Annotated in this window: 27 protein-coding genes and 1 tRNA gene; 18 read left to right on the top strand and 10 right to left on the bottom strand. The window is 58.7% G+C overall.

The features are described 5' to 3' along the window. Positions 1–894 precede the first annotated feature (894 nt). On the bottom strand, positions 895–1,815 hold the full coding sequence (locus PY650_RS01495; protein ID WP_285877296.1) for a DUF1003 domain-containing protein: 921 nt from the start codon (positions 1,813–1,815) through the stop codon (positions 895–897). A gap of 414 nt (positions 1,816–2,229) precedes the next feature. Here PY650_RS01495 and PY650_RS01490 point away from each other — a divergent pair, with 414 nt between their 5' ends. Beyond that, positions 2,230–3,189, top strand: coding sequence for a phytanoyl-CoA dioxygenase family protein (locus PY650_RS01490; RefSeq protein WP_285877295.1), 960 nt, complete (start codon positions 2,230–2,232; stop codon positions 3,187–3,189). Between the two features lie 90 nt (positions 3,190–3,279). Here the strand turns inward: PY650_RS01490 and PY650_RS01485 are convergent, their stop codons facing one another. After that, positions 3,280–3,582, bottom strand: coding sequence for a putative quinol monooxygenase (locus PY650_RS01485; RefSeq protein ID WP_285877294.1), 303 nt, complete (start codon positions 3,580–3,582; stop codon positions 3,280–3,282). 180 nt (positions 3,583–3,762) lie between these two features. On the opposite strand from PY650_RS01485, the gene PY650_RS01480 reads away from it, so the two are divergent. Continuing rightward, positions 3,763–4,362 (top strand): TetR/AcrR family transcriptional regulator, encoded by a 600-nt coding sequence (locus tag PY650_RS01480; RefSeq protein ID WP_285877293.1) that lies wholly within the window; start codon positions 3,763–3,765, stop codon positions 4,360–4,362. A gap of 49 nt (positions 4,363–4,411) precedes the next feature. Here PY650_RS01480 and PY650_RS01475 read toward each other — a convergent pair whose 3' ends face one another. Next, on the bottom strand, positions 4,412–4,702 hold the full coding sequence (locus PY650_RS01475) for a BufA1 family periplasmic bufferin-type metallophore (protein ID WP_285877292.1): 291 nt from the start codon (positions 4,700–4,702) through the stop codon (positions 4,412–4,414). Between the two features lie 433 nt (positions 4,703–5,135). Between PY650_RS01475 and PY650_RS01470 the strand changes: the two genes are divergently transcribed. Further along, entirely contained in the window at positions 5,136–5,702 is a 567-nt protein-coding gene (locus PY650_RS01470) for a sigma-70 family RNA polymerase sigma factor (protein ID WP_285877291.1), read from the top strand. Next, positions 5,689–6,324: an NrsF family protein gene (locus tag PY650_RS01465; protein ID WP_285877290.1), complete on the top strand. Its 636-nt coding sequence runs from the start codon at positions 5,689–5,691 to the stop codon at positions 6,322–6,324. The genes PY650_RS01470 and PY650_RS01465 overlap by 14 nt, the downstream gene beginning before the upstream one ends. 4 nt (positions 6,325–6,328) lie before the next feature. Here PY650_RS01465 and PY650_RS01460 read toward each other — a convergent pair whose 3' ends face one another. Then, on the bottom strand, positions 6,329–7,066 hold the full coding sequence (locus PY650_RS01460; RefSeq protein WP_285877289.1) for an SDR family oxidoreductase: 738 nt from the start codon (positions 7,064–7,066) through the stop codon (positions 6,329–6,331). Positions 7,067–7,248: 182 nt separating this feature from the next. Continuing rightward, on the bottom strand, positions 7,249–8,151 hold the full coding sequence (locus PY650_RS01455; protein ID WP_285877288.1) for a LysR family transcriptional regulator: 903 nt from the start codon (positions 8,149–8,151) through the stop codon (positions 7,249–7,251). A gap of 120 nt (positions 8,152–8,271) precedes the next feature. Between PY650_RS01455 and PY650_RS01450 the strand changes: the two genes are divergently transcribed. From PY650_RS01450 to PY650_RS01435, 4 genes are all read left to right on the top strand, one after another. Beyond that, entirely contained in the window at positions 8,272–8,901 is a 630-nt protein-coding gene (locus PY650_RS01450; protein ID WP_285877287.1) for a glutathione S-transferase family protein, read from the top strand. Positions 8,902–9,069: 168 nt separating this feature from the next. Beyond that, positions 9,070–9,143, top strand: a tRNA-Gln gene (locus tag PY650_RS01445). Positions 9,144–9,356: 213 nt separating this feature from the next. Beyond that, a complete protein-coding gene (locus PY650_RS01440) occupies positions 9,357–9,662 on the top strand; it encodes a dTDP-4-dehydrorhamnose 3,5-epimerase family protein (protein ID WP_349644470.1) in 306 nt (101 codons plus the stop codon). 138 nt (positions 9,663–9,800) lie between these two features. After that, on the top strand, positions 9,801–10,910 hold the full coding sequence (locus PY650_RS01435; RefSeq protein ID WP_285877286.1) for a glycosyltransferase family 4 protein: 1,110 nt from the start codon (positions 9,801–9,803) through the stop codon (positions 10,908–10,910). A gap of 77 nt (positions 10,911–10,987) precedes the next feature. Here the strand turns inward: PY650_RS01435 and PY650_RS01430 are convergent, their stop codons facing one another. Both PY650_RS01430 and PY650_RS01425 read right to left on the bottom strand, forming a co-directional pair. Beyond that, positions 10,988–12,349 (bottom strand): O-antigen ligase family protein, encoded by a 1,362-nt coding sequence (locus PY650_RS01430; RefSeq protein WP_285877285.1) that lies wholly within the window; start codon positions 12,347–12,349, stop codon positions 10,988–10,990. A 199-nt stretch (positions 12,350–12,548) separates the two neighbouring features. After that, the gene (locus PY650_RS01425; protein ID WP_285877284.1) at positions 12,549–13,124 is read right to left on the bottom strand and encodes a sugar transferase; all 576 of its coding nucleotides are present in this window, start codon (positions 13,122–13,124) and stop codon (positions 12,549–12,551) included. A 188-nt stretch (positions 13,125–13,312) separates the two neighbouring features. On the opposite strand from PY650_RS01425, the gene PY650_RS01420 reads away from it, so the two are divergent. After that, a complete protein-coding gene (locus PY650_RS01420; RefSeq protein ID WP_285877283.1) occupies positions 13,313–14,245 on the top strand; it encodes an NAD-dependent epimerase/dehydratase family protein in 933 nt (310 codons plus the stop codon). Between the two features lie 4 nt (positions 14,246–14,249). On the opposite strand, the gene PY650_RS01415 is transcribed toward PY650_RS01420, so the two are convergent. Further along, positions 14,250–15,536 (bottom strand): nucleotide sugar dehydrogenase, encoded by a 1,287-nt coding sequence (locus PY650_RS01415; protein WP_285877282.1) that lies wholly within the window; start codon positions 15,534–15,536, stop codon positions 14,250–14,252. Between the two features lie 236 nt (positions 15,537–15,772). Here PY650_RS01415 and PY650_RS01410 point away from each other — a divergent pair, with 236 nt between their 5' ends. From PY650_RS01410 to PY650_RS01390, 5 genes are all read left to right on the top strand, one after another. Further along, complete coding sequence (locus tag PY650_RS01410) at positions 15,773–15,958, top strand: hypothetical protein (protein WP_285877281.1); 186 nt, start codon at positions 15,773–15,775, stop codon at positions 15,956–15,958. A 6-nt stretch (positions 15,959–15,964) separates the two neighbouring features. Then, complete coding sequence (locus PY650_RS01405) at positions 15,965–16,309, top strand: cytochrome b (RefSeq protein WP_285877310.1); 345 nt, start codon at positions 15,965–15,967, stop codon at positions 16,307–16,309. A 129-nt stretch (positions 16,310–16,438) separates the two neighbouring features. Beyond that, positions 16,439–16,627 carry a hypothetical protein gene (locus PY650_RS01400; RefSeq protein WP_285877280.1) on the top strand — a complete coding sequence of 63 codons (189 nt, stop codon included), beginning with the start codon at positions 16,439–16,441 and terminating at the stop codon, positions 16,625–16,627. Between the two features lie 123 nt (positions 16,628–16,750). Then, entirely contained in the window at positions 16,751–17,734 is a 984-nt protein-coding gene (gene galE / locus PY650_RS01395) for a UDP-glucose 4-epimerase GalE (RefSeq protein WP_285877309.1), read from the top strand. Next, on the top strand, positions 17,712–19,268 hold the full coding sequence (locus PY650_RS01390; protein WP_285877279.1) for an alkaline phosphatase family protein: 1,557 nt from the start codon (positions 17,712–17,714) through the stop codon (positions 19,266–19,268). Before galE ends, PY650_RS01390 begins: the two co-directional genes overlap by 23 nt. Before the next feature lie 22 nt (positions 19,269–19,290). On the opposite strand, the gene PY650_RS01385 is transcribed toward PY650_RS01390, so the two are convergent. Both PY650_RS01385 and PY650_RS01380 read right to left on the bottom strand, forming a co-directional pair. Continuing rightward, positions 19,291–19,797, bottom strand: coding sequence for a DUF1993 domain-containing protein (locus PY650_RS01385; RefSeq protein ID WP_285877278.1), 507 nt, complete (start codon positions 19,795–19,797; stop codon positions 19,291–19,293). Between the two features lie 107 nt (positions 19,798–19,904). Beyond that, on the bottom strand, positions 19,905–20,204 hold the full coding sequence (locus PY650_RS01380; protein ID WP_285877277.1) for a hypothetical protein: 300 nt from the start codon (positions 20,202–20,204) through the stop codon (positions 19,905–19,907). On the opposite strand from PY650_RS01380, the gene PY650_RS01375 reads away from it, so the two are divergent. From PY650_RS01375 to PY650_RS01360, 4 genes are all read left to right on the top strand, one after another. Beyond that, positions 20,191–21,120: a sugar ABC transporter substrate-binding protein gene (locus PY650_RS01375; RefSeq protein ID WP_285877276.1), complete on the top strand. Its 930-nt coding sequence runs from the start codon at positions 20,191–20,193 to the stop codon at positions 21,118–21,120. The genes PY650_RS01380 and PY650_RS01375 overlap by 14 nt on opposite strands. Positions 21,121–21,192: 72 nt before the next feature. After that, a complete protein-coding gene (locus tag PY650_RS01370; protein WP_285877275.1) occupies positions 21,193–22,734 on the top strand; it encodes a sugar ABC transporter ATP-binding protein in 1,542 nt (513 codons plus the stop codon). Positions 22,735–22,766: 32 nt separating this feature from the next. Continuing rightward, positions 22,767–23,792, top strand: coding sequence for an ABC transporter permease (locus PY650_RS01365; RefSeq protein WP_285877274.1), 1,026 nt, complete (start codon positions 22,767–22,769; stop codon positions 23,790–23,792). A 177-nt stretch (positions 23,793–23,969) separates the two neighbouring features. Further along, on the top strand, positions 23,970–25,037 hold the full coding sequence (locus tag PY650_RS01360; RefSeq protein ID WP_285877273.1) for a dipeptidase: 1,068 nt from the start codon (positions 23,970–23,972) through the stop codon (positions 25,035–25,037). Positions 25,038–25,043: the final 6 nt, after the last annotated feature.

Here is a 25,043-nt window from a genome sequence, read left to right as displayed (position 1 = left end):
ACCCCATACAAGTGGGTCAAATCCGCCGACCAGATCCTCGCGTCGGTCAAACGCTTTTGCCAGAAGACAATGAACCGAACTTCAGATTCAGGTGACTAGGCTGCTCGATGCGTCTGTTGTGAAAAAGCGAGTGTCGTCAACGATATGCAGTCATCACGATGTCTTGCGCCCACCGCGCTTTTTAACGCGAAACACGGTGCCGTAGTTCCGGTAGAGGTCGGGATTGACGGTGCGATGATGACATCATGATCGCGCGTTATTTCGGGCGCGCTTTTCCATCATTGGGTCATTTACGGCGCAATGTGCAACGTCATGTTGAATTGGCATGCAGAGAGCTCTCCAAAAGTATCAGCGCAAGCTAATTCTTCGGCTCTTCGCTAGGCGCCGGCATCATCCATTATAGCTACTTTAAGAGTGCTTAATTGACGATAAACAACTTAAGGTTCATTGTCTTTCCTCTAACATAAGGGAGGGAGGCATGAGAACGTTCGTGTGTTTTCTCGTCTTGTTTTGGGGGGGCGTGGCCGCAGGCGCGGCGGAAAACATAATACGCGTGTCGTCGATAATACCCGCTGCCGAGATCGCACAAAGTGCCCTGTCGCTGCCCGGCAAAGGGGATGCTGCCTCGTGTGACTATAACGGCTATCGCAAAAAAATTGGGTCGGGCGATGCTCGATCCTGCTGCCATCGGGCTTCTGGCTTATCGTCGATCGGGCAGGCGTCCGCAAGAGCGCGAGTGACCATTCGTCCGTAACGCCGCCGCCACTTTGCTTGAACTGGGTGCTTATTTGCGCAAACGGGCAGATCGTGACGGCGATGGTGTTCAAAGATGGTCGAGATGGGCTTAGCCGTCGGCGTGCGCGAAATCGATGACGAAGGCGGATGGCCAAAGCGCTACTCTTCCGTCGAATCGTCCGGCTCCGCCGCTTTGGGCTTGCTTCCGAAGAGGCTCTTCAAGGCACTGGTCTTCACCTTTGACGCTTTGCTGACCTTCAGGGCGCGCGTGGCCGCCTTGGCTTGCTCCAGCATCATCTCGATCTGGATCTGCTGGATTTCCGTCAGTCGCTCCCATTGGCGATTAAGGAGATGGTCGACTTTTTCGTGTAGGTGGCGGATTTCCAGTTCGGCTTTCAGATTAACCTTGTAATCGTTGAGCGCGCGCAGACGGTCCTTCGCTTCCTGGCGGCGCTGGCTCATCATGATGATGGGCGCCTGCAGGGCGGCGATCGTCGAAAGGATCAGGTTCAACAGGATGAAGGGATAGGCGTCGAAGGCCTTGCCTTCGCCCATGGCGAAATTGATGCCCATCCATACCGTCAGGAACAAGCAGAACGAAATGATGAAGGTCCAGCTTCCGCCGAAGGCCGCGACAATATCCGCCATGCGGTCGCCGATGGAGCGATGATCCTCGTAATCCTCTTCGATGTTCTCGGCCAGGGTATCGTGTGTCTTCAGGCTTTCGACGACTTCGTCTTCGAGGTTCGATAGTTCGCCGCGCTCGTCGGTCAACAGTTCGGCGATATATTGGGCGCGATAGTCGTCCATCGCTTTGCGGCTAATGTAATCGTCGGAGCGAATACTCGGATGTTTCTGCCGCACGAATTCTGCGAGCGATGGGCGCAGGTCGTCGAAATGCACCGCATCCTTCTTCTTAAGCATTGCGCCGGTAATGGCATCGACGAGTTTGACGGACTTGGCCTTCGCCTGGGCAAGGCTTTTAGTATAGTCGTCCATCTCTACGGTCGCTGCTTCGCCTTCGCCCGCGTCAAAGTCGACAATTCCTTCCGCCGGATCAAAGGTCTTAGTCTCTGCCATATATCGCCCCTTTTTGTTGGTCCTCGTTCGTGTATCCAATGATCGGAACAGGATTGTGACTGTAAATTGGCAGCTTCAGCCGGTCATCCGATTATTGCTAATGATTTGTAGCGATCTTCCCCTAAGCAATGGCAAACAAGCTATGCCGAAGACGCGTTGCGCGCCGGACATTATTGGTAACTGATCCGAGAGATCTTCAAAACATCCGCAAAATCTTAACTTGCGTAGGTCGAAAACTTCGCTCAAATCGAGCAGAAATGTTAACTTTTATCCTCTGGACCATGGCTGGCGGGTTTCTATCTGCCGCAGTGCAACGGGCGCCTCGCATCGCTGAATAAGTTATGAATTTCAACGAGCTTGTTGACAGGCGAAGGCCTGTTTCACTGGTCTTGTACGCATGCGAAAAGGGTAGCCATGCACAATCCTCCGGAAAATGACTTGGTGTCTATCGCCCGGCAAGGTGGCCGTCTCAATCGAATGGCCGTCCGCACACCCACCTATCCGGCAGATGTGAAAGAAAAAAATCCGGCCTGGCGGCCCATGTCCCTGTTGGTACGGACGATGCCCCTTCGGCGCCTCCATTGGTTCGCGACCAAGCGACTGGTGGCGCATCCGGAGCCCGGTCAATCGATGTTCGCGGGCACTGAGTACGGCGCGGTCGTCGACGCGCTCCGCACCGATGGGCATTTTCCCGGGTTGACGCTGCCCAAAATTACCTACCAGGAGATCGCTGAATTCGCGCGAAACACTGGCTGCTTCGGCAACTCCAACAGGAGGATTGAATTCGTGGCACCCGAACTTGCAGATGCGGAAGCGCGATTTGGGCGGCCCCTCCTCAGCGGACATTTTTTCGAGCGCTCGCTCGATTGCGCCGCGGTTATCGCGGTTCAGCGCGACCCTTTGCTTGCAGACATTGCTAGACACTACCTCGGCGGGCAGGCTCAGGTGATCACTCCCCGCGTCTGGTGGAGCTTTCCTACGCAGGGTTCGGAGGCGGATCGCAGTCTCGCCTCGCACGACAAATATCATTTCGACGTCGATGACTGGCGGATGCTGAAGTTCTTCTTCAACCTTGTCGATGTGGACGAAGGCACCGGGCCGCATCTCTTCGTCAAGGGCAGTCACAGGCGGCGGCGAATAAAGCATCAGTTGACGCTCCATGTCCGCCATCCGGCGGAAGAAGTTCTCGGATTTTATGGCAAGGGCAGCGTCGTGACGTTGATGGGCAAGGCCGGTTTTGGCTTCGTCGAAGATCCATTCGGTTTTCATATCTGCAGCGTGCCGACGCAAAAGCCGCGGCTGATGATGGAAGTCGGCTTCGGCATCTCGAAGCCATCGCGACGCCGCTTCCATGGAGAGCCGGTTCTGCGATAGGCGATCATCCGCATGCTTCTGCCGGGACTCCCGTTCATCAAAGCAATTTCCGGTAATAGGATATAGACACCGTCGCCGCGCGGCGGCCCGTTATCCTGGCAACCGGTCCGCCAGGACATCCGGTTTCTGGATGGCGAACGGGCCTTCGAACAGTTCGTCGTAGCGGGCCATCAGCGCTGCCGCGATCGGGCCGTTGAGGTGGGCCTGACGGCCGTCCTCGCCGTCGAAGGCGTCGAAAATCGCGAAGGTATTGTGGTCGAAACGGACGGCAAACCAGGCGACAGTCTGCGGTTCCTGCGTCAATAGACCGACGGCACTCTTCAGGAAGGCGGCGACTTCTTCCTCCTTGCCGGTCTTGGCTTTCAGTTCGACATAGAGCGCGACCTTGGTCATGGCATGTCTCCTCTTTGGATAGATCAGTCTCGGATCGTACGGTGCGAAAGGCGGCACCTCTCTCATCCCTAAACTCTGGTGTCGTCTTCGTCTTGGGTTTTAGAACGCTCGTTTTAAATTACAGCACGAATATTGTCCGCGCCATTCAGGCGGGGATCAACTTGTTGGGAGACTCGGGCCATGGCCCGGCCAAGGGAATTCGATGAGGAGGCCGTGCTGCTGCTGGCGGTCGAGCATTTTTGGGAGCACGGTTACGAGGCAACCTCGATCCGCGACCTCGCCGAGGTCATGGGCCTGACCAGCGCCAGCATCTACAATACCTTCGGCGACAAACGCTCTCTCTACCGACGCGCGCTCGATTTTTATGTCGACCATAGTTTCGGCGATCGAGTCGGCCGCTTCGAAGGCAATCTGCCGCCGCGCCAGGCGGTCGAGGCTTTTTTCAACGAGATTGTTGCCCGCTCGCTGGAAGATACCAAGCGCGGGGGCTGCATGCTCGTCAATTCGGCGCTGGAAGTCGCGCCGCACGATCCGGAATTTCAGCGGGTAGTTGCCAATGTCCTTGTTCATGTCGAGGACTTCTTCCGGCGTTGTGTTGAAGCGGGCCAGCGGGACGGCACCATCAGCAACAGGCAGTCGGCGGACGACATGGCGCGGATGTTGCTCGGCATGGTGCTCGGTATTCGCGTTCTGGCGCGGACGCGGCCGGAAAGGGCCCTTCTGGAGGGACTCGTTCGTCCGGCTTTTGTCCTGCTTGATCCCGGGAGTGTCGCGCCTTGAGGGCCGATGCTCCGGCTTATCCGTTCACCACGATAGCGGGGGGACGTTCTCAAGTGGGCGCCGGACCTTGTGTCAGGGTACCATGGCCGTTCGGCGTTCTGATCGTTTCGCATGTTCCGGAGGGAACCAGCTGCCAGGAATTGCGCTGGTAATCGACCGTCGAGGTACCGGCACAGGGGGTGCCTGCACCGGCGGCGCAATCGTTCTGGCCCTTGAGTGCAACGCCGTAGCACTTTTCCTTGGCCTTGCCGTCGGCCGCTGCAGAGGGAGCGGCGACAAGGGATGCTACCGCAGAAGCCAGCGCACTTGCGATGGCCAGAGTGACGAAGCTGTCCTTCATAAGTCCGTTCCCATAAAGACTATGAACCTTCAAAGGCCTGTACTGACGTCTACGGAGCCGCTCGGCGAATGTTACAGACACAACGACAATTTTATGAATGCCGTCCAAGCTTCTGCAGGGCAGTCTATGATTCAATTCTCTGCATGTATACCGAGGGCAATAAATGAGGTTTGATTCTGCAGGGATGACGCGGCAGCATGGGAGGCGGCGGCAACGATGCCTGTGCTTGGGGGAGGTAATGCTTGGCTGATTGTGGCACCGTGGCCGTTCTATGCCGCATTCTTTCTTGCTGTTCTCTGGCAAAGTTACCGGATGATGCCCAATCTTCAGCGCATCTGCTTTCGGCCGAAAGCCGATTCGGACAGGGTTTTGAAAAAAGAAGGACGATTGCCGGTAACGAAATCATGCGGCCGCGCGTAGAAGGAGGTGTCGAGTGAATTATTCGGCGCGCGAAAAGGAATGGGCAGTCTTGATGCGAGCCGCCGTCGACGGCGACGCGCAGGCCTATCATCGCTTCCTGTCCACCGTCACTCCGCATTTGCGCGCCATGGCGCGCAGTCGTTGCGATCAGTTCGGCGCGCCGGCAAGCGAGGCCGAGGACGTGGTCCAGGAAGTACTGCTGACGATGCATCTCAAACGCGGAACCTGGGACACATCTCGTCCCATCGGTCCGTGGATATCGACCATCGTGCGCAACAAATTGATCGACAGCCTGAGACGGCGCGGGCGGCACATAAGCGTGCCGATCGACGATGTCATTGATATTTTGGAGGCGGACGCGCAAACGGATGCCTTGGATCGGCTTGATGTCGATCATATGTTGCAGCAATTGAAAGATCCTCAGCGGACCATCGTGCGCTCCATTTCCGTCGAAGGAACCAGCGTGCGCGAGACGGCCGATCGGCTGAAGATGACGGAGGGCGCGGTGCGCGTCGCCCTGCATCGCGCATTGAAGGCGCTCGCCGCCTTATATCGGAGTGAGACAAGTGAAAACCGATGACCTCATCAACCTTCTGGCGCAGGATGCGCCGGTCCGCGCGCGGATCGGACAGGCGCTGACGTTAGCGGTCGTCGTCGGCATCCTCATCAGCGGGGCGATCTTTTTCGCGGCGATCGGTTTTCGCGCCGATATCGATACCGCCATGGAAACGGTCCGCTTCCTGTTCAAGTTCGTCGTCACCATTGCGCTCGCCGTCACAGCCGGAGCCGTCGTCTTCCGCATCGGCCGCCCCGGCGTATCGCTGCGCCCATGGGGCTGGATGCTGCTTGCCGCGCCGCTGTTGTTGGCCGCCGCTGCACTTGCCGAGGTGATGGTCATGCCGGCCGATAGCTGGGGCGCACGCATGATCGGCCATAATGGCCGCTTCTGCCTGACATTCATTCCACTGCTGTCGATCGGGCCGCTTGCCTGCTTTCTGTTCGCGCTGCGCCAGGGCGCTCCGGAAAAGCCGGGTGTCGCCGGCGCGGTCGCGGGGCTTGCGGCGAGCGGCATAGCCGCCACCTTTTATGCTTCCAACTGCACGGACGACAGCCCGCTCTTCGTCCTGCTCTGGTATCCGATCGCCATCGCCGTGGTGACGGCGGTCGGATATGTCATCGGCAAGCGCATGCTGCGCTGGTGATGGATTAGAACTGCGCGACGCCGCCGTCGACGAAGAGTTCGATGCCCGTAATGTAGCCGCTGTCGTCGGACGCCAGGAAAACGGCGGCCTTGGCGAGATCGTCCGGCGTGCCCATGCGGCCGAGCGGCACGTTTACCATCATCGCGTTGCGCACATTCTCGTCGGCCAATGCGGCCAGGCCGGGCGTTTCGGTATGGCCGGGGCTCAGCACGTTGATGCGGATGTCGCGGCCCTTGAGATCGACAATCCAGCCTCGAGCGAAGGAGCGCACGGCCGCCTTGGTGGCGTCATAGACCGAAAAGGACGGGTAGCCCTTCATCGAGGCGATCGAACCGTTGAGAATGACCGACGAACCTTTGGCGAGCAGCGGCAGCGCCTTCTGCACGGCAAACAAAAGACCACGAACATTGGTGTTGAACGTCTTGTCGAAATGCTCCTCGGTGATCTCGCCGAAGGTGCCGAGTTCATAGAATCCGGCATTGACGAAGAGGACGTCGATGCGGCCGGCGCGCTCTTTGACGATGGAGTAAATGCGGTCGATGTCGGCGAGATTGGAGGCGTCGGCCTGAATGGCGGTGACGTTGCGGCCGATTTCAGCGACTGCCTTGTCCAGTTCAGCCTGCCGGCGGCCGGTGATGAACACGTACGCGCCTTCTTGGACGAAACGTTTTGCGGTGCCGAAGCCGATGCCGGCGCTGCCGCCGGTGACGATGGCGATCTTGCCTTCGAGTTTCCTGCTCACGATAAATCCCTTCATTGCTGGCCCCTCGCATTGTCATGGGCGACGGGGTGTTGCTGTTGATGACGGGATTGAAGATACGGCTTCGGCACTGGCGCAGTAGCCGACGGCTGCGACTAGGGCCTATTCCTGTCTGGAATGAAAAAGGGCGAAAACCGGCCTGACGTCAGTCGGGATCAATCACTTCAAACGGCGGGTTTCGGAGCGAGTGCCAATTGTTCCTCGACGAAAGCCACGAAGGCACGGGCCTTGGCGGTGGCGACGCGACCGGTGGGGAAGACCGCCCAGAGATCGATCGGCGCGATGGTCCAGTCCGTCAGTACGGCTCGGATGTCACCGTTGACGAGCTCGCGGGCAAACATCCATTCCGAGGCGACGGTAACGCCCATGCCCGCCAGGACAGCGGCGCGCACGCCTTCGCCGGCAGAGACGCGCACGCGGCCATTCAGCGTCACGGTCGTTTCTGCGTCCCCCTTGCGAAAGGTCCAGACATCGCGGCCGGCACCCCTGGCGTAGACGACGGTTTCATGGGCAGCAAGCGCATCCGGCGATGCCGGCACGCCTGCATGCTTGAAATAGACCGGGGCGCCGACCACCAAGCGGCGGGCTCGGCTGATCCTGCGTGCCATCAGGCTGGAATCGGCAAGATCGCCCATGCGCAGGGAGACATCGATCCCCTCTTCGATCAGGTCGATCTTCTCGTCGTCGAGGATCACCTCGATCTGCAGATCGGGATGGGCGGCAAGAAATTTCGGCAGGTGCGGAACGACATGCAGACTGGCAAAGGTGGTGGCGGCGCTCACTCTCAGCCGGCCGGAGAGGCTGGCACCCGCCCCGCGCGCGGCAAGATCGGCCTCGTCTGCCTCATCGATCGCCCGTTTGGCGCGTTCGTAGAAACTTTGCCCGGATTCGGTCGGTGTCAGCCCGCGCGTCGAGCGCAGCAGCAGTTTGACTCCGAGCCGCTCCTCGAGTTGCGCAACCGTCTTCGATACCGCCGGCTGACCGACGCGCATGTGCCGGGCGGCCTCGGAGAAGGAGCCCGTCTCCACCACCCGTACGAAGGTTTCCATCGCCGCCAGCCTGTCCATGCGCCGCCACTCCTAACTCATGCTTTTTGGGAATGAGACATATCACCTCGGTCCGCCTTCCGACAACGCGGCAATACGTGCGACCACAGCGTTCCGTCCAACTCAGGAAAGGCCATTTGGATGTTGGAACTCTATGCCTTCGCCACGCCGAACAGCGTGAAAATCCCGATCGCCCTGGAAGAACTTGGGCTGGCCTACGAACTCAAGCCCATCAACGTGCGCCGGGGCGAACAAAGGGATATGTCGTTCCTTACGCTCAATCCAAACGGCAAGGTACCGGTGCTCGTCGATCCGAATGGCCCGGACGGCAAGCCGCTGACGCTCTCCGAATCCGCCGCCATTCTCATCTATCTCGCCGAAAAGACCGGCCGGCTGCTGCCCGTCGCCGGTGCCGCGCGGGCGCGGGTCTTCGAGCAGCTTTTCTTCGACGCTTCGGCCTTGGGGCCGGCTTTCGGGCAGGCCGGTTTTTTCAAACGAAGTGATGAAAAACTTCCCTTGGCGATCAAGCGCTTCGATACGGAAGCGCGGCGTGTGTTGTCGGTACTCGACGGCGTGCTTGCCCGCTCGTTCTATGTCGCCGGCGATGGACTGACCATCGCCGACATTGCCCATTTCGGTTGGCTCTGGCGCCGCGAATTCTCTGGCATCGATCTTGCCGAAGCGCCCGATGTTGCCCGCTGGTATGAAACCATGAAAGGACGACCGTCCGTGGTGAGGGCAATCGCTCGATTGAACGGAGCTTCCGGATAAGCCCTCAGGTTGGTTTTTTGTTAGTGACTGGAAACGCCGCTATTCAGGGACTATCTTGCCTCTTGCCCAAAAAATCGCATTCGCCGGCTTTAAAGTGTTTGCATCCTCGGTGAATTCCATTATAGAGGCGCTGCTTTCCCCGCGGGGCGTCTATCGTCCGGCGGCTGTTGGGAAATAGTTCAATGGTAGAACAGCGGACTCTGACTCCGTTAATCTTGGTTCGAATCCAGGTTTCCCAGCCAATCTAAATTTCCAGAGACAAGCTATCTGCGCTCGATGTTCAGACGATCGTCGTGGCTACGCTTGGCTCGACACCGTCACACATGAGCCTCTACATCGCCACCCTCGAAGGCCGGGGCGGGCCTGAAGGTCGCCCCGGCCCGAGGAAATCGCTTACCGGAGCCACTGGATCGACGCTTCCCAGGTGGAGACCCTGGCCGATCCGTTGAAGAAAAATGCCTAGGCGGTCTTCTCCGACATTTGGCCAGTGGGTTGGCCTCCTACTGTCGGAGGAGAACAAGTGTCAGCTTTGGATCTCGGAAGGGTTTGCAGACGGATTCCTGACATTGAGCGACCGTGTCGAATTCCTTTACAAGACCACCAATTATTATGCTCCGGAAAGCGACCTTGGGATTCGTTTCAGCGAGCCGACCGTTTTCCAGTCGATTGCGAGCCTCGGATCGTCCCCTCGGATCGTCCCAACGCTGTCTGCCAAGGATCAGCAGCAACCGCTTCTGACGGATGCCGAGATATTCGACTGATCCCCGATTTGCCCTCGGGGTCGCCCGCCTGGCCGAAGAAGGCTGAAATGTCTGCGGCATGAAGGATTGATCTGACATCCAGATCATTGAACGACACTGGTTATGGACCTGTGCAACTTCTGTCGCTACAGGAATGACATGCGCGTTCTACATTTCTTCAAAACATATTGGCCGGACACGTTCGGCGGGGTCGAGCGGACAATCCACGCGATCGTCAATGGCGTCGCAAGACACGATATTCAATCCGATGTCCTCTCGCTCAGCAAGATGCCCGAGAAAAACACTGTCGATTTCCATGGCCATATGGCTCACAAGGCGAAGCTCGACTTTGAATTTGCGTCCACCGGCTTTTCGCGCGAGGCATTTGGACGTTTTCAGGAACTGAGCCGGAAGGTCGATATCGTTCATTACCATTTCCCGTGGCCGATGATGGACATTGTCCATCTCGCCACCCCGCCCGGCAAGCCGACCGTCGTGACCTATCATTCTGACATTGTGAAGCAGAAGTTCCTGCTGAAACTCTACGGACCCGTCATGCACCGCTTTCTTGGGAGTGTTGACGCGATCGTTGCTACGTCGCCAAATTATCTGGCAACGAGCGAGGTCTTGCAGCGATACAAAGATAAGATTGCCGTCATTCCGCTCGGTCTGGATGCGGCAGATTATCGAAGGGCAAGCGAACAGGACAAAACGCACTGGCGCGCGCGGTTTGCCAAACCGTTTTTCCTGTTTGTCGGCGTACTGCGCTATTACAAGGGCGTTCACATTCTGCTTGAGGCCGCGCGGCAGACGGCCAGCGATATTGTTATTGTAGGCGAAGGTCCGATGGAGGCATCGCTGAAGAAATACGCGCAGGAGCACAGTCTCAGAAACGTATTTTTTCTGGGTGCCTTGCCGGATACGGATAAGGCTGCGCTCCTCGAATTATGCGCCGGGGTGGTATTCCCCTCCAATCTCCGTTCGGAGGCATTCGGCCTTTCGCTCGTCGAAGCCGCGATGTTCGGTAAGCCGATGGTTTCCTGCGAAATCGGGACTGGCACCAGCTTCGTCAATCAACACGGCAAAACGGGCTATGTTGTGCCGCCAAATGATCCCTCGGCGCTTGCCAAAGCAATGGAGCGGTTTGTGACTGATGGTGAAGCAGCGGCGTCTTTAGGCACGGCGGCGCGCCTACGATACGAGGAATGCTTCACCGCAGAGCATATGGGTGATGCGTATGCGGCGCTTTATAAAAGACTGCGCGATTAAGAGCTTTCCGCTTCAATGAAAGAAAGCGCCAGAGGAGGCAGCGCTCGCTATATTGTCGCGTTACCCGCCGCCCGTGATCACGCACTGACAGCCTTTGCCTGCTGTTTTTTCGCCGCTATCAGCAGCTGTCCCCCGCTCAAGCGCATGCTGCACCAGCAGGCGAAAGCGGAGCTTGTTAGCGCAAGGCTTTCGCCGATTGCGAGGCGATTGTTGGAGTTGCTGAGCAAGGTCAATGCAAAGAAGAACAGGCATACGGCGTAGGCGTGCCAAGCGGTGCGCGGTATGAGGCCAGCCTTGCGGGCACGCCAGACATTGGCGATGAGGCCAACGAGAATGACCGTCATGACAAGGCCGCCGAACAAGCCGTGGCGCACCAGCATCTCGAGATATCCGTTGTGCAGCAGCGTATATTGGACGTCTGCATAGCGCGTGTGTTTCCAGCGCTCCACCCATTCGCCGCCCCAACCGAAGATCGGCGCTGAGGAGAACAGCTCCCAACCATTCGACCAGAGCTGTAGCCGTGCGTCCATGGCAAAGGGCGTGGTATTGGAGGTGATCGTGCTTGTCACGGCGTCATTCAGGTCGTGGCTCGCGGTGATGTTGTCGAACATTTCGATGGTGGAAGACACCGTTGGGCCAGCGGTCTTTTCGATATTGTGCCGCACCGCATAGGCGCCGGCCATGAGAAGCATTGCGGCGCAGGCGACGACAATAAGACCGGTTCGCAAACGCAGGTAAGTCAAGGTGACCAGCCCTAGCACCGGCAGTGTGGCGCCGAGCGCCAGCCAGACGCCTTTCGACTTGGCGCCGTAGATTGCGATCAGACAGAGAACGGCGATCAATGGCGAGACGATGTAGGCGAAGCGGGGGATCAATCGATTGCTGGATTCCTCAGTCAGATAGTGCAGCAGCCAGAAGGCGGTGAAGATGAGGATCAGCCCGCAGGCGACCGCACCGTGAATCTGATTGTTCATGATCAGCGGGCGCACCGTTTCGCCAGCAAAGACGTCGCGGAAATGCTGCGTGGCGATCAACATGATGAGCGCGACGGCAAAAACTGCGGCGATGATTTTCTCCAGCACCGGTTCATGGAGCAAAAAGGCAACCCCAAGGATCGGGAAGAAGAAGGGATAGGCATAAAGCCAGTCGGATGCGCCGATCGTATGCTCCGGCGACGTCACAAAGATGAAGACAAAGCGGATCAGCACATAGGCGCCCCATCCCATGCACAGCCAGCCGAGCCAGTTGGTGCGTGGACGCACCGATGCCGTCCTGTAGTAGTGAAGGGCGATGAGGGCGAGGAACGGGGCGACATACCGATAGGCGGCGCTTTCGACGAATAGCGGCGATACGACCACCAGCCACATGAGGCTACCCAGGATGATCACGCGTTGTGGCAGGACGACGGGCACGAGTTCGCCTGCATCGTTTCCAGACACGAGATCGACCGGTGGTTTATTTCTCTGCAGCTGAGCCAATATCGTCGTCCGTCTTCGTTCACATTCGGCCTTTCCAGAAAGCCTGAGCCCTCGCCTGCCGGCCAGTAAGGTCGCAAGGAGGCATCAATACGGCAATTTAGTGACCGGCGTTTTGCTTCGTCCGTTTATGATATCAAAACTTTATAATATTGCCGTCGCGCTAATGAGTGACACCGTCACTGCGCACAACTTTCAGCGCCGTCAGGACGATGATCTTCAGATCGAAAAGGAAGGAGCGGCGGCGCAGATATTCCTCGTCCAGCGCAACTTTTTCCGGGATCGGCAGTTCGTCGCGACCGTTGACCTGCGCCCAGCCGGTCAGGCCCGGCAGCAGGGCCTCGACGCCGAGCTTGGTGCGCAGGGAAATCAGGTCATGCTGGTTGAAGAGCGCCGGGCGAGGGCCGACGATGCTCATTTCGCCCTTCAAGATGCACCAAAGCTGTGGCAGCTCATCCAGGCTGGTTTTGCGCAGGAAGGATCCTATCGGCGTCAGATAGGCGCCGGGGTCTTTCAGAAGATGCGTCGCGACCGCCGGAGTATCGGTCCGCATGCTGCGGAATTTCGGCATGCGGAAGATCCTGTTTCCGCGGCCGACGCGGTTGGACCAATAGAGAACGGGGCCTGGCGAGGTCGATCGGACGGCGGCAGCGACGATCAGGATCGGAATGGAAAAGATGACGGCGGCCGCGAGGGCGGCAACGAAATCAAAAAGGCGCTTGGCGATCGTATAGGGCATCGTCTCTGATGGTTCTGCCGGGCTCGTGTCTTGTTGCGCCAGTGACGGCTCTGTGGAGAGTGCATCTCATATCATGGACTTGTTCACAATCGCCCTCATCGCGAATTTTGTCGGACTTGTTTCCGGCGGAGGGAATGTGCAAAGCATGACGTGAGTGAAACCTGCGCGGAACAAGAGGTAAAAGACGCATGATCCTGGTGACGGGCGCGACGGGTTTTGTCGGGAAGGCGCTTTGTGCCGAGCTTTCTCAGCGACAAATGGCCTACCGACCAATCAGCCGTACCCCTAGGCCAGGATTTCTGGCGCTGGGGACGATCGATGGCGCGACGGATTGGTCCGGCGCGCTCACTGGCGTCGAAACGGTCGTGCATCTGGCAGCGCGTGTCCATGTCATGCACGATACTGCCGCCGACCCGCTTGCCGCCTTTCGCGCCGCCAATGTCGACGCCACGGTCAATCTGGCGCGGCAAGCCGCTAAAGCCGGCGTAAAGCGCCTCATTTTCCTGAGTTCGATCAAGGTCAATGGAGAGGCGACCGTACCCGGCAAACCGTTTACCGCGTCCGATAGTTCGCATCCGGAAAACCCTTATGGGCAATCGAAGTGGGAGGCGGAAGAGGCGCTTCTGGCCATCGGCAAAGAAGCGGACATGGATATCGTCATCATTCGCCCGCCTCTTGTCTATGGGCCAGGGGTGAAGGCGAATTTCGCGAGTTTGATGAAGTGGGCGAAGAGGCCGTTTCCATTGCCCTTCGGCCTAATTGCCAACCGCAGATCGCTAGTGTTCGTCGGCAACCTTGTCGATTTTATCCTGCTTTGCGCGCGCCATCCCGATGTGGGAAATCGAGTGTTTCTGATCAGCGACGGCAGGGATCTTTCCATCGGCGAATTGATCGGCAAATTGTCCGCGGCAATGAGGCGGAGAGCTCTGCTGCTGCCCGTGCCGCCGCGTCTGCTGGAAGGGCTTGCGGCATTGCTTGGGCGTCGCGCGGCGGCGCAACGTCTTCTGGGTTCGCTGCAGGTCGATATCGACGAGACAGTGGCGATCACCGGCTGGTCGCCACCATTTTCAGTCGAGGACGGCCTGCGGCTGACGGTTGCGCCATCCGAGTGGGATCGCTGACTACCTACAGACTCCAGACTGCGTGCCTCTTGAGCAGCGGATTGCCCTGCTCCAGCGCTGCCTTCACGTCGACCACCACGCCATTCTCGTCAAGCAGCTTGAGTATCTGTGCGGCCCCGTCGGTCACGTAGGATTTGTGCGGCACGGCAAGCACGATAGCGTCTAGCTTGCCGAAATCTTCGAGCGCCGTCAGCCGCACGCCGTATTCCTCATCCGCCTCGGGACGGCTGGCCATGGGATCGTGTACCAACGGCTCAAGGCCGAATTGATGCAGTTCGCGGATGATGTCGGGCACGCGGCTGTTGCGCAGATCGGGTACGTTTTCCTTGAAGGTCAGGCCAAAGATACCGATTCGGGCGCCGTTGATCGGCTTTTGCGCCGCCACCAGCATCTTGACGAGTTTCTGGGCGATGAAGGCGCCCATGCCGTCATTGATGCGGCGGCCGGAGAGGATGACTTCGGGATGATATCCGAGTTCCTCGGCCTTAGCGGTGAGGTAATAGGGGTCGACGCCGATGCAGTGGCCGCCGACCAGACCGGGCGTGAAAGGCAGGAAATTCCATTTCGTCCTGGCCGCCCTCAACACGTCGGCCGTGCGGATGTCCATTTTCTCGAAGATGATCGACAGCTCGTTCATCAAGGCGATGTTCAGGTCGCGCTGGGTGTTTTCGATCACTTTGGCGGCTTCCGCTACCTTGATGCTGGGTGCGCGGTGAATGCCGGCCTCAACCACCGCGCCATAGACGGCGGCGATTCGTTCCAGCGTTTCCTCGTTGTCGCCGGCGACCACCTTCACGATGCGTTCGAACGTATGTTCCTTGTCGCCAGGATTGATTCGCTCCGGCGAATAGCCAATGTGAAAATCCTCGCCCTGGCGCAGCCCCGAGACCTCGGCAAGCACCGGGCCGCAGACCTCTTCTGTAACTCCGGGATAGACCGTCGATTCATAGACGACGATGCCGCCTTTCTTCAAAGCCTGGCCGACGGTGCGCGAGGCGGAAATCATCGGCCTCAGATCCGGTTGCCGGTTCCGGTCGATCGGCGTCGGAACGGCGACGATGAAGAGGTCGCGGTCCTGCAGATCATGAATGTCGCTGCTGATGCGTAGCCCGCTTTCCTTCAAGCGTGCCGGCGAAATCTCGCGGGTATCGTCCTCCCCGGCTTTCAACGCCGCGACACGGGAGATCTTGATATCGAAACCGACCACATCGGAAAATTTCTCAGCCAGGGCGATCGCGACAGGTAGTCCGACGTAACCCAGGCCAATGACGGCAATTCTTTCGCTCAACACTACTTACCTCGAACAGTCGCCCTGAATTAGCCCAAACCTCACCGACGTGTCAGCGCAAATCTTTATTCCGAGACGCCAATTCAGGTGCAAGTCAGATCAATGTGACTATCAGGCCGAGGCTTTGCAATAGGCGCATCGGCGGGGCGCTCTCACGTGCTGCCTATCTTTTGAAGCGATCGAATAAAGAGGAAGCTTCGCGTGTTTGCTGCCTGTCCCTCCCAAGAATATCGTAAATCATGAGTAATTTCAATATGATTGCCGCTGATGTGCGGGCAGCCCCCCATGACCATTTCACGATCACTCTCCACTGGCTGTCCGCGCTTCTGGTCGTGAATTCGCACTGGCCGAGGCCAGAGGCTTCGTTGCCCGTGGAGCGCCGCTGCGCGGATCTGATCTTCGTGCATATCTCGCTCGGCGTTTAGCACTCTCTGGCGCATCGCGACGCACCGGCGCACGGCGCCAGCGGTCTCCGGGCTTCACTATGCGGTGTCGACTTTGTCCATCTTGCTCTCTACGCATTCATGATTTCGCAGGTTTCCTATGGCTTCCTGATGATCTTGGCCTCGGGCAACGGACCGAGCTTCTTCGGCCTGTTCTCGGTGCCTCCCTTGATCGTTGTCGATCAGCCCGCACGGCATCTCATCGGTGAACTGCATGACTATACCGCCTGGGCAATCATCGCCGTGGCTGGAATTCATGGCCTGGCTGATCTTATGCACCACTATGTGCTTCGCGACCGTGTGCTCGTCCGGATGATCCCCGTGCGGAGATAGCGCTAGTAGACTATTTCATTCTCAAATCGCCGCGGCAGGTCAAAAGGTCGCGGCGCTGCCTATCGAAACCCTGCGCTGAGAACCTATTTTAGTAGTCAGAGACATGTTTCTCGGAATGCGTGGTTCGAAATGCGTAATACATATCTCGCCCAATTATATGCCAGGCGCACCGAGCTGGAATCCAAGCTCGAGCTGCATATAGCGCGCTATTGTTTTGGCGAAGGCGAGGTCGACGACGGGACCGAGGCGGATCTGAGGGAAAGGATCCGCGAGGTCTCCGACGAGATCGCCGCTACGGAAAACGAACATAGTCATTAGGGTGCTCTGCAAAGCTCCCGTCTTTTTCTGGTCTTGCAACTGATCTAGAGGTCTCTAACTCTACGCATCGGATCGAGCACGGTCCTTTGTGCTTGAGCAGTCAGTCGTTGAAAAGGGATGGCTATGGCAGGAGAAACGGTTCTGGTGGTCGGCGGAGCGGGCTATATCGGCTCGCATACATGTCTGGATCTGGCGAACAAGGGGTTTCGGCCGGTCGTCTACGACAATTTTTCCAACGGTCATCGCGAATTCGTCAAATGGGGTCCAGCGGAAGAAGGCGATATCCGGGACCGGGCGCGGCTCGACGAAGTTCTGGCGAAATACAAACCAGCCGCCATCCTGCATTTTGCGGCGCTGATCGAGGTCGGCGAATCGGTCAAGGATCCTGTCTCCTTCTATGAAAACAATGTTATCGGCACGCTAACGCTGCTGTCGGCCGCGCAGACGGCCGGTATCGGTGCTTTCGTGTTTTCATCCACCTGCGCGACCTACGGCCTGCCGCAGAGCGTGCCGTTGGATGAGAGCCACCGGCAGGTGCCGATCAATCCCTATGGCCGCACCAAATATATCGTCGAGCAGGCGCTTGCCGACTACGACCAATACAAGGGTCTGCGCTCGGTGGTGCTGCGCTATTTCAATGCGGCCGGCGCTGATTTCGAAGGGCGCATCGGTGAGTGGCATACGCCGGAAACCCATGCCATCCCGCTGGCGATTGATGCGGCGCTCGGCCGTCGCCAGGGCTTCAAGGTTTTCGGCAGCGATTATGATACGCGCGACGGCACCTGCGTGCGCGACTATATCCACGTTCTGGACCTTGCGGATGCACATGTCCGGGCGGTGGAGTATCTGCTGCGGGGCGGCGAATCTGTCGCGCTCAATCTCGGCACCGGCACCGGCACGACGGTCAAGGAATTGTTGTCGACGATCGAGACGGTGTCAAACCGGCCTTTCCCGGTCGAATATGTTGGCCGCCGCGAAGGCGATTCGACCACGCTGGTTGCCAATAACGATAAGGCGCGCGACGTCCTCGGGTGGTCGCCCAAATATGATTTGTCGCGCATCATCGAATCCGCCTGGAATTGGCATGCCAAATCCAACCAGCATTGAGCGGGTGGCTTCGGGCAAGCGTCCGAACGTGTTGCTGATATCGGCCGATCAATGGCGGGGCGATTGTCTCTCCGCCGTCGGTCATCCCAGTGTGAAGACGCCCAATGTCGATGCTCTGGCGCGTGACGGCGTGCTGTTCCGCCGGCATTTCGCCGGCGCGGCACCTTGTTCGCCGGCGCGGGCCACGCTTTACACCGGCCTTTATCAGATGAACCATCGTGTCTGCCGCAACGGGTCTCCGCTGGATGCCCGCTTCGACAATCTGGCGCTGGCCGCCCGCCGATCCGGCTACGATCCGACGCTGTTTGGCTATACCGACACTGCACCGGATCCGCGCGGCATGGACCCGAACGATCCGCATCTGACGACCTATGAGGGGGTGCTTCCCGGCTTCAGCGTGCGTCAGCTTCTGCCGGAGCATGAGAAGCAGTGGCTCTCGTGGTTGCGCTCGCGCGGTCACGACGATGCGACGAGCCGTGATATCCACATTCCCGTCGGCGCGAAGCCCGGCGAGATTTCCAATGCCCCGCCGGCCTATTCCAAAGATGAGACGCAGACTGCTTTTCTGGTCGATGAGTTCATTCGTTGGCTCGGCGAACGGGACGAGCCATGGTTCGCGCATGTCTCGTTTCTCAGGCCGCATCCGCCGTTTTCGGTGCCTGAACCCTATAACCGCATGTTTGCCCCAAGCGAGGGACCGGCTTTTGCGCGCGCCGAAGACTGCTGGATGGAGCAGGCGGCGCATCCCTTTCTTGCCTATGCCATGCCGTTGATCGGCAAGGGCGGTTTCATCCATGGCGGCGAGGGGCCCGCAAGTGACTGGACGTCTCCGGATTTTGCAGCGATCCGCGCCACCTATTACGGCATGATTGCCGAAGTGGATGCGCAGCTCGGGCGGATCTGGGGGGCGCTCAAGGATGCGGGTGCCTGGGGCGATACGCTGATCGTCTTCACGTCGGACCACGCGGAAATGATGGGCGATCATTGGATTCTCGGCAAGGGCGGTTTTTTCGACGGCAGCTATCACATCCCGCTGGTAATCCGAGATCCGGGGCAGGGCGGCGGCACGGGCGGGCAAGTGCAGCGCTTTACCAGCGCCGCCGATATTTTTCCGACCCTCTGCGATCGCCTGGGTCTCGTGCCTAACAATCATCTCGACGGCGAGACGCTCATGCCTTTCCTAAAAGGCGCGGAGCCGGAGGGTTGGCGCGATGCGGTTTTTTGGGAGTTCGATTTCCGCGATATCGCCGAGGGTGGCGCGGAACGACACTTCGGTCTGAGGTCGAATGCCTGCAATCTCGCCGTCATCAGGGGCCAGCGCTTCAAATACGTCCACTTCGCCGGCCTGCCGCCCCTGCTTTTCGACTTGGCGAATGATCCGATGGAGCTCACCAATCTCGCCGACGATCAGGACTACGTGGCAACGCGACTTGCCTATGCCGAAAAGCTGTTGTCGCTCAGAGCACGGCATCTCGATCAGACGCTCGCCTATACCATATTGACGGAAAAGGGGCCGGTATCGGGCCGGCCCTGATCAGGTTTCAATGGCAAGGCTATTAGGCAAACGACCCGAGATAGGTCATCTTGCCGACGGGCAGCCCACGGCTGCGCAGGATGTCGTGCGCGGTGGTGACGTGGAAGAAGAAATTCGGCAGCGCGAAGCTTGCCAGATAGTCCACACCGCTGAACACGGTCTTGTTGCCACCGGACGAAACCGTTACCTCGCGGTTTTCGCTACCTTCCATTGTTTCAGGCCTCACCGTCGAAAGGAAATCCGCCGTCTTCTTCAGGCGTTCGCGCAGCTCGGCAACGGTGGTTTCGTTGTCCTCGAAGCGTGGTGCATCGATGCCCGACAGCCGGGCAATAGCAAGCTTGGCGCTATCTGTGGCGCGCTGGAATTGTCCGGACAGCGGCAGCATGTCGTCAATGAGGCGAGCGCTGACAAGCTCGTTCGGATCGGTGCCTTTTTCTGCGGCATAAGCCTCGATCTTGTCGAGATAGGTCGAAAGATTTGCGAGGCCGCGTTGAAAGACGGGGACTGAGAAGCGGTACATCGAGGGCATGCTGGTTCTCCATTTTAGGCCGGTGGGGGTTAGTTTCGGCCCGATGTCGACGGCATTTTACGCCATTCAAATGTCGATGGAATGTCCGTTCTATCGTATTGGGCGGCTCAGATGTAGGCGCGATCGTCGCCTTTTACAGCCTTTTTCTTTTGAAACTTCTCCTGTCGCCCGCCGATCGCCAGTTCCGCCGGCGCGACTACAAAATAGTGTTGACGTTTCTCGTTAGAAATGGAATAAATATTCCGAACATTGAATTTAATGGTCTGTTTGTTCCGTTTTGGGGTTGCCGTTATCGGAGTGATGGCGGCCCGGATTATTGGCCCTGCGGTGGAGACCCGGGGTTCCGGCGTTGAGGAGGGGTGTGGCCGGACACCGTAGTTGGGAGGAAAAACTATGAAAAAACTCATTCTGGGTTCCGCCATGGCGCTCATGCTGTCGACGGCCGCCCATGCCGAAAGCATCGGCGTGTCGATGGCGCTATTCGACGACAACTTTCTGACCGTTCTGCGCAACGGCATGCAGGACTATGCCAAGTCGATAAAGGGCGTGACGCTGCAGGTCGAGGACGCACAGAATGACGTCGCCAAGCAGCAGAGCCAAATCCAGAACTTCATCGCCAGCCACGTCGATGCCATCATCGTCAATCCGGTCGATACGGATGCCACGGCCGCCATATCGAAGCTGGCCGCGGACGCAAAAATCCCGCTGGTTTACGTCAATCGCGAGCCGGCAAACGTCGACAGCCTACCGGACAAACAGGCTTTCGTCGCATCCAACGAACAGGAATCCGGCACCTTGGAAGCCAAGGAAGTGTGCCGCCTTCTGAAGGGCAAGGGCAAAGCCGTCGTCATGATGGGCGAGCTTTCGAACCAGGCGGCCCGCATGCGCACCAAGGACGTGCATGACGTGCTCGCCACCGACGACTGCAAGGGCATCCAGATCGTCCAGGAGCAGACCGCCAACTGGCAGCGCACTCAGGGCGCCGACCTGATGACCAACTGGCTTTCCAGCGGTTTGGATTTTAATGCGGTCATTTCCAACAATGACGAAATGGCCATCGGCGCGATTCAGGCGTTGAAGGCGGCCGGAAAGTCGATGGATAGCATCGTCATCGGTGGCGTCGACGCGACGCAGGATGCCTTGGCCGCCATGCAGGCAGGCGACCTTGATGTCACCGTTTTCCAGGACGCCGCCGGCCAGGGCAAGGGTGCGGTCGATGCCGCGCTGAAGCTCGCCAAGGGCGATAAGGTGGAGAAGAAGGTCTACATCCCCTTCCAACTCGTGACGCCGGCAAACGTCAAGGACTTCGTCAAGAAGAACTGACGGCTGTTACCGAAGGATGCGGGAGCTAGAGCCCGCATCCTCAAATTCCGTCAGCCCCCCGGGAGAGAAAAGATGGTTGTAAGCCCATCCACCATGGCCGCCGTGCGCGCCAGCGGCGCGGTCCCCAATGCAGCCTATCTGCTCAGTGCCGAGGGCATTCGCAAGGAATTTCCGGGCGTGCTTGCCCTCGATGATGTTTCCTTCCGTCTGAAGCGTGGCACTGTGCATGCGCTCATGGGCGAAAACGGCGCCGGCAAGTCGACGTTGATGAAGATCCTGGCCGGCATTTACACGCCGGATCAAGGCGAGGTGCGTCTGAAGGGCGTCGAGATCCGCCTGAAATCGCCGCTGGATGCGTTGGAAAATGGTATTGCCATGATCCATCAGGAACTCAACCTCATGCCGTTCATGACCGTCGCGGAGAATATCTGGATTCGCCGCGAGCCGAAGAACCGTTTGGGTTTCGTCGATCATGCCGCAATGAACAGGAAGACCGAGGAGCTGTTTCGCCGGCTGAACATCACCATCGATCCTGACATTCAGGTGCGGGAGCTCTCAGTCGCCAACCGGCAGATGGTCGAGATCGCCAAGGCGGTATCCTATGATTCCGATGTGCTGATCATGGACGAGCCGACTTCCGCGCTCACCGAGCGCGAAGTGGCACATCTCTTCGAGATTATCCGCGATCTGCGTTCGCAGGGCATCGGCATCGTCTACATCACCCACAAAATGAATGAGCTGTTCGAGATCGCGGATGAATTCTCGGTATTCCGTGACGGAAAATATATCGGCACGCACACCTCTACCGACGTTACCCGCGACGACATCATCCGCATGATGGTCGGCCGCGAGATCACGCAGATGTTCCCGAAGGAAGAGGTGCCGATCGGCGAGACGGTTCTTGCCGTCAAGGACCTCAGCCTCAACGGCGTCTTCTCCAACGTCTCCTTCGAAGTGAAGGCGGGCGAAATTCTGGGCGTTGCGGGGCTGGTCGGTTCAGGCCGCTCGAATGTCGCCGAAACGCTGTTCGGCGTGACGCCGGCCTCGTCCGGCACGATCGAGCTTTTCGGCAAGAAGGTCGATATCGCCTCGCCGGCGGCGGCGATCCGGCACGGCATGGCGTTCCTGACGGAAGACCGAAAAGATACTGGCTGTCTGCTGATCCTCAGCGTGCTCGAGAACATGCAGGTCGCGGTGCTGCACGACAAGTTCGTTAGGGCCGGTTTCGTGCAGGAGGGCTCGATCGAGGAGACTTGCGACGACATGGCGCGCAAGCTGCGCATCAAGACGCCGAATCTCGATGAGCGTGTCGAAAATCTATCCGGCGGCAACCAGCAGAAAGTGCTGATTGGTCGTTGGCTGCTCACCAATCCGCGTATCCTGATCCTGGACGAGCCGACCCGCGGCATCGACGTCGGCGCCAAGGCGGAAATACACCGTCTGGTCACGGAGATGGCGCGCAACGGCGTCGCCATCATCATGATCTCCTCGGAGATGCCCGAAGTGCTCGGCATGAGCGATCGCATCATGGTGATGCATGAGGGGCGGGTGACCGGTTTTCTCGATCGTGCGGATGCAACACAAGTCAAGGTGATGGAGCTGGCGGCGCAATGATCGCGGCGGCCGTCACAAAGGAGGATTGAATCATGGTTAGCAAAGTTGCAGAGGCGACCGCACCGTCCGTGACGCGTCCCAGGCGGCGGCGCGTGCCACCAGAACTCGGCATCTTCCTCGTGCTGATCGGCATTGCGCTCGTCTGCGAAGTCCTCGGCTGGATTTTCGTCGGCCAGAGCTTCCTGCTCAATGTGCAGCGCCTGAAGATCATGATCCTGCAGGTCTCCGTCATCGGCATCATCTCGGTCGGGGTCACACAGGTCATTATCACAGGCGGCATCGACCTTTCGTCGGGCTCCGTCGTCGGCCTGACTGCCATGGTGGCGGCGAGTTTTGCGCAGTCCTCGACCTGGAGCCGGGCGCTTTATCCGGCGCTGACCGATATGCCGTTTTTCGTTCCGATCGGAATTGGTCTGCTGATTGGCCTCGTCGCCGGTTATGTCAACGGCCAGCTCATTACCAAAACCAAGATTCCGCCGTTCATCGCAACGCTCGGCATGATGGTGTCGGCACGAGGTCTGTCGAAATTGTACACGAAGGGCCAGCCGGTCTCCGGTCTCACGGATCAGTTCAATTTCATCGGTACCGGCATCTGGCCCGTGGTGGTGTTTCTCCTCATTGCGCTGATCTTCCACATCGTGCTGCGCTACACGCGCTACGGCAAATTCACCTATGCGATCGGCGCCAATGTGCAGGCGGCGCGCGTTTCTGGCATCGATGTCGAGGCACATCTGGTCAAGGTCTATGCAATCGCCGGACTTCTGGCCGGTCTTGCCGGCATCATCACCGCGGCCCGCGTCCAGACGGCGCAGGCCGGCATGGGCGTGACGTACGAGTTGGACGCGATCGCCGCAGCTGTCATCGGCGGCACCTCGCTCACCGGCGGTGTTGGCCGAATCACCGGCACGATCATCGGCACTGTCATTCTTGGCGTGATGATCTCGGGCTTCACCTTCCTGAACGTCGACGCCTACTACCAGGAGATCGCCAAGGGCATCATTATCGTCGCCGCTGTCGCGATCGACGTCTACCGCCAGAAGAAGCGGGTCAAACACTGAAACGGCGGAGGTCTTGTCTGATAGCTCAGGGCGGGAGTATTGCTCCCGCCCTTTCCGTTTCCTGGGACATTCTATGCTAATGCAGATTTTTTTCATTTAGGTATGGCGAATCCCGCCATCTTTTCTATTCTGGCCGCTTCCACTCCGCTCGTTCGAGCGCTTTATCCAGGATAGACAATGCAATCCGTATTCGATGGCCATAACGACGTACTGTTGAGACTCTGGAATCATGCACGCGAAGGAACCGATCCGGTCGCTGAATTCAGAGATGGGATATCGACCGGCCATATCGATGCGCCGCGCGCCAAGGCCGGCGGGCTGGCCGGAGGTCTCTGCGCCATCTATATCCCCTCGGGCAATCTCGTCTTCGCTGATCCCGATCGCAACGGCCACTATGCGACGCCGCTCTCGCCGCCGCTGGAGCGGGCGCCCTCACTCGATACCGCTCTCGAAATGGCAGCGATCGCTCTCCAGCTCGATCGCGCCGGTGTCTGGAAGCTTTGCCGCTCGACCGCCGAAATCCGCGATTGCATGGAAAAGGGCATTTTCGCTGCGGTCATGCATATGGAAGGTTGCGAGGCCATCGGCGCCGACCTTGTCGCGCTCGAAACCTTCTATGCGGCAGGCCTGCGCTCGCTCGGGCCTGTCTGGAGCCGCAACAATGTCTTTGCCCACGGCGTACCCTTCGCCTATCCGAGTTCGCCCGATACCGGGCCGGGTCTGACGGATGCTGGTTTTGGGCTGGTGCGCGAATGCAACCGCCTCGGCATCCTCATCGATCTCGCCCATATCACCGAAAAGGGCTTCTGGGATGTGGCGAAAACATCGGACCAGCCGCTGGTCGCCAGCCATTCCAATGCGCATGCGCTGACCCCTGTCGCTCGCAATCTGACCGACAAGCAGCTCGACGCGATCAAGGAGAGCCGTGGCATCGTCGGCCTGAATTATGCGACCGCCATGCTACGCGAGGACGGTCGTTCGGATGCAAACACCCCGATTGACGTTATGGTTCGCCATGTCGACCATCTCGTCAATCGTGTCGGCATCGATTGCGTTGGCCTCGGATCGGACTTCGACGGGGCGACGATTCCGGAGGAAATCGGCGATGCCGGAGGCAATCAAAAGCTGATTGCTGCGCTCAGGAACGTTGGCTATGGTGAACCGGATCTGGTGAAGCTATGCCGGGAGAACTGGCTTCGGATTCTGGCGTCTGCTTGGGGAGAAAGCAGTGAGTCGCGTGCGTGACATATA

This window comes from Martinezella calliandrae (assembly GCF_030272695.1).
In the GTDB taxonomy this organism is placed as follows: Bacteria; Pseudomonadota; Alphaproteobacteria; order Rhizobiales; family Rhizobiaceae; genus Rhizobium; species Rhizobium calliandrae.
This window is presented reverse-complemented; position numbering and strand designations above follow the sequence as displayed.